This is a genomic window from Candidatus Omnitrophota bacterium, from assembly GCA_023819145.1.
Classification (GTDB): Bacteria; Omnitrophota; Gorgyraeia; order DTHP01; family DTHP01; genus JBFWKV01.
The window spans coordinates 1-3,375 of the sequence record JAMWCW010000028.1 but is presented as its reverse complement, the minus strand read 5'-3'; the positions used below and the strand labels follow the sequence as shown (position 1 = coordinate 3,375).

Genomic DNA, 3,375 nt, shown 5'->3' with positions numbered 1-3,375 from the left:
AAAATTCTCATAATTTCTTTTTTAATCTTAGCATTTATATCTTTTTGTAAATTTTCTTTTATAATTGCTGGCTTTTTATTTTTGTTAACCTTTCACATAGCCATTCTTCTCACTAAAAAAGAAATAAATTATTCCTCTCTCAGGAAACTCTATCGCTACGATGGATTGGTCTTCGGAATCATCCTTCTTTTACATCATCTTCAGAAGTTTCTATTCTTTTAAATATTTTTCCACAGCCTGATGGCAATGGAAATAGATTATATCTGTCCAACCACCATGCTCAAATGACAATTTTGCCTCATCGAGATCATGATTCCCTTTCTCAAACCATTCTTTCGCCAAAATTTTGAAATTAGAATTATTTTTCATATAGCACTTCCCCTTCTTTTAGAATGCGTTTGATGAAAAAATCACCTAAAGAAAGTCTCTCTTTAAATTCCTCTGGTGTATAAATAATGAAATCTATCGGGAGGTTTTGGTCATTCAAAAATTTATAAATTTCAAGTGGGCGGCGATGGCGTGGTAATTTTGTCTGTTTTATAATGAAGAAATCCAGGTCACTCCCCTCTTCAAATTCACCCCTTACTGCTGAGCCAAAGAGAATTACTTTCTGAGGCTTATATTTTGTTTTTAAGATATCTAAGATTTTATGAATTTCTTTCTCTAAAACTTTCATTTAAAACCTCTATGTTACCACTTTACATTTTTATCCCCGTAATATTAAAAAGAGATAGATTATCCCTCTCTCAGAAAAATCTATCGCTATACGGGATTGGTCTTGGGAATTACCCTGCTTTTATATCTTCTCATATCCTCAATATCTTCAAGCCACATCAAATTATCAATCTTTTTCCCATAGATCTTTTGTCAACTTGAGCATCTCTTCAGCCAATTTTATCAGCTTTTGAGCATCATTTAAGGTTATCTCAGCATTATAAACATAACGAGCCTTATTTCTCAAGTCTAAGGATTTGTTTAAATTACGGCCAATTTCCTCAGGTACCTTTTTGGTCTTAACAAAAAACTTGCTAAATTCACCAATTATTCCACCATGGCTTGAGGGAGTCTCAGCGAGCACCTGTAGAAGAAAGGCCTTCGCACATAATTCAGCGGCATTGTAGGCGGCATCAATTGTAATTCTAAACCTCTTTGATTTCAAGTTCTCTTTGGCTCCTTCTAAATATTCCTTGGCCAAAATTAAATAATTTTTGGCCTCTTCTCTTTTCAATTCTTCTTCATTCATAGAATATACCTCCTTTCCGTATTTAATAATACGGTATAAAAAATAATTATTTGGATATCTTAACATCTCTATGGGATAAAGGAGCGGTTCAATACTCTCCGAGTATTGCCAATAAGTTTCCATTTGTAAATCACAAATGATGTTAAGAATATAATCAATATTTCTCAAACAAAATATTAACAGGTCTACATCGCTTTCTGGGGTTACTTTTCTACGATTGAGACTTCCAAAAAGATAAATTTTCCCTACATATTTTTCAGCCTCGCTATTTATTAACTTAGAGATGAAAAAATCCAGAGCCTCTTCTTTATTTTTTATATACGCCTGGGGTACCAATTCTCTTTTTTGCATATTTACTTTTGCCCCCTTTTATAAGGAATATTTAGTTTTAAGGCGAGTTCTTCTATAAATTTAAGGAATCCCTGCAGACTGTTTCTAAAATCTAAAAATACTTCATCAAAGTCATCCCATAAACTCTCCTCCCTTAAAAATCAATTCTTTATATTTATAATTTTCTAATGGAATTAAATCTATCTTTTTCTCACAGGTCTGCTTTTAGCCCTTGCCTTCTCCTGGAATGAATTTTTTGACTAAAATTTTTCTTCCACTTTATTTATAAATTCTTTTTGATAATTTTATCTATCTCTGCCAAGAATTTCTTGCTATCTGTAAGAACTGTTTCTGCTTCTTCCCTGGTTGCTTCATAGAGTGTATCATAGTCTCCATTTTCCCTTAAGTCTTTGGCATAGGATAACATTTTTCCAAAAGAGGCATCTAAAAGACCTGTTTTAATAAAATGCATACTCAACATCGCCACTGCTCCCGAGTGTGTATTTACTTGAATATGCTTAGTTAAAAGTAAGGCCTTAGTGGCATGAAACATAGCATAGTAAGCACGCGAAATAGAATCTTCGTAAAGTTTATCTTTAAATATTCTCTCCGCACTATAAAGTTTTTTCCTTGCTTTTTCTAACTGTTTTAATATTTTCTCTTTCAATTTTTCTTCCATAAAATTATTCCCTCTTTTTTAATGCTTTCAATAAAAAAAGCTCCTAAATTCTCTAATTTTCCAAAAAATGTTTTATCCAATATTTTTAAAGATAAACAGAGGTTAAATTTTAAACCGATATCAAAGGCAAGATCGCTTATTTTCCGGTTAAGGACAGGGTCTTTATTCTCCGTAACTACCAAAATATCCAAATCCGAGTATTGATTATAATCGCCCCTTGCTTTTGAACCAAACAATTCAATTAAGACCAATTTGTCACAATATTTAGAGACTAAACTTGCTTTAAATTCTTGCAATGCTTTTTCTTCTTTGAGACTTAGAGATGGATGAACCATTTTCTTCTTTATAAATTTTTATTATACGCTATTCCCTCTTGCTACGCAAGAATTTTAATGCTTTTTCTGTTTTTGAGAGGTATATTATTATAATGCTTATTAAGATTTATCGCATCAAAGATTGGACGCATTTTTTAGGTCTTATTCTATTAGGATATTTCTTAAATAAGCCTTTTTTATTTCCCCATCTATTGAGCAAAATCATTATTTCTGGCTTGCTCCTTGCCTTTGCTTTCTCCTGGAATGAATTTTTTGACCGAAAATTACCAAAGAGAAAAATTCTTCTTTCTATAATTCCTCTATTTCCTATCCCTTTTCTTATGAATTTTCTAAATCCCAAAACTAAAATTTTTATTCTTTTATTTTTCTTAATTGCTTTACTTTATTCCCTACCTCCGGTTAGACTTAAATCCCATCCTTTCATTGGAACTTTCTGTAATGCCTTTGGCTTCTCTATGCTTTTTCTTATTGGAATAAATAATCTCGAAAATAAATTAATTTTGCCAATTTACTCTGGGCTTCTTTGTCTCTTATTTGTAGCTCAATTAATCCATGAACTGGCACATTTATCTCAAGATAAATCTGAAAAAATATTAACCACCGCTCTATTCTTAGGAGAGAAGAAAATTAAAATTCTCATAATTTCTTTTTTAATCTTAGCATTTATATCTTTTTGTAAATTTTCTTTTATAATTGCTGGCTTTTTATTTTTGTTAACCTTTCACATAGCCATTCTTCTCACTAAAAAAGAGATAAATTACTCTTCTCTCAGAACACTCCATTGCTAT

The 3,375-nt window shown here is 31.4% G+C and carries 7 protein-coding genes; 2 read left to right on the top strand and 5 right to left on the bottom strand.

Features of this window, described 5'->3' with window-relative positions; genetic code table 11:
* Positions 1-222, top strand: a 222-nt coding sequence (locus NC818_07650; GenBank protein ID MCM8784615.1) for a hypothetical protein, incomplete at its 5' end; no start/stop codon positions are given.
* On the opposite strand, the gene NC818_07645 is transcribed toward NC818_07650, so the two are convergent.
* The 5 genes from NC818_07645 to NC818_07625 all read right to left on the bottom strand — a co-directional run bounded on the left by NC818_07645 (position 211) and on the right by NC818_07625 (position 2,587).
* Positions 211-369 carry a HEPN domain-containing protein gene (locus tag NC818_07645; GenBank protein ID MCM8784614.1) on the bottom strand — a complete coding sequence of 53 codons (159 nt, stop codon included), beginning with the start codon at positions 367-369 and terminating at the stop codon, positions 211-213. The two genes, NC818_07650 and NC818_07645, sit on opposite strands and share 12 nt — an antisense overlap.
* Complete coding sequence (locus tag NC818_07640; protein MCM8784613.1) at positions 359-676, bottom strand: nucleotidyltransferase domain-containing protein; 318 nt, start codon at positions 674-676, stop codon at positions 359-361. Before NC818_07640 ends, NC818_07645 begins: the two co-directional genes overlap by 11 nt.
* Positions 677-841: 165 nt before the next feature.
* Complete coding sequence (locus NC818_07635) at positions 842-1,594, bottom strand: HEPN domain-containing protein (protein ID MCM8784612.1); 753 nt, start codon at positions 1,592-1,594, stop codon at positions 842-844.
* 262 nt (positions 1,595-1,856) lie between these two features.
* Positions 1,857-2,252 carry a HEPN domain-containing protein gene (locus tag NC818_07630; protein MCM8784611.1) on the bottom strand — a complete coding sequence of 132 codons (396 nt, stop codon included), beginning with the start codon at positions 2,250-2,252 and terminating at the stop codon, positions 1,857-1,859.
* Positions 2,237-2,587: a nucleotidyltransferase domain-containing protein gene (locus tag NC818_07625; GenBank protein MCM8784610.1), complete on the bottom strand. Its 351-nt coding sequence runs from the start codon at positions 2,585-2,587 to the stop codon at positions 2,237-2,239. Before NC818_07625 ends, NC818_07630 begins: the two co-directional genes overlap by 16 nt.
* Before the next feature lie 92 nt (positions 2,588-2,679).
* Here NC818_07625 and NC818_07620 point away from each other — a divergent pair.
* The coding region (locus tag NC818_07620) for a UbiA family prenyltransferase (protein MCM8784609.1) at positions 2,680-3,375 on the top strand (696 nt) is incomplete at its 3' end.

Excerpts from the sequence above, each read along its gene's own strand:
- NC818_07630 (MCM8784611.1), bottom strand. The coding sequence starts at position 2,252 with ATGGAAGAAAAATTGAAAGAGAAAATATTAAAACAGTTAGAAAAAGCA.
- NC818_07640 (MCM8784613.1), bottom strand. The coding sequence starts at position 676 with ATGAAAGTTTTAGAGAAAGAAATTCATAAAATCTTAGATATCTTAAAA.
- NC818_07635 (MCM8784612.1), bottom strand. The coding sequence starts at position 1,594 with ATGCAAAAAAGAGAATTGGTACCCCAGGCGTATATAAAAAATAAAGAA.
- NC818_07645 (MCM8784614.1), bottom strand. The coding sequence starts at position 369 with ATGAAAAATAATTCTAATTTCAAAATTTTGGCGAAAGAATGGTTTGAG.
- NC818_07625 (MCM8784610.1), bottom strand. The coding sequence starts at position 2,587 with ATGGTTCATCCATCTCTAAGTCTCAAAGAAGAAAAAGCATTGCAAGAA.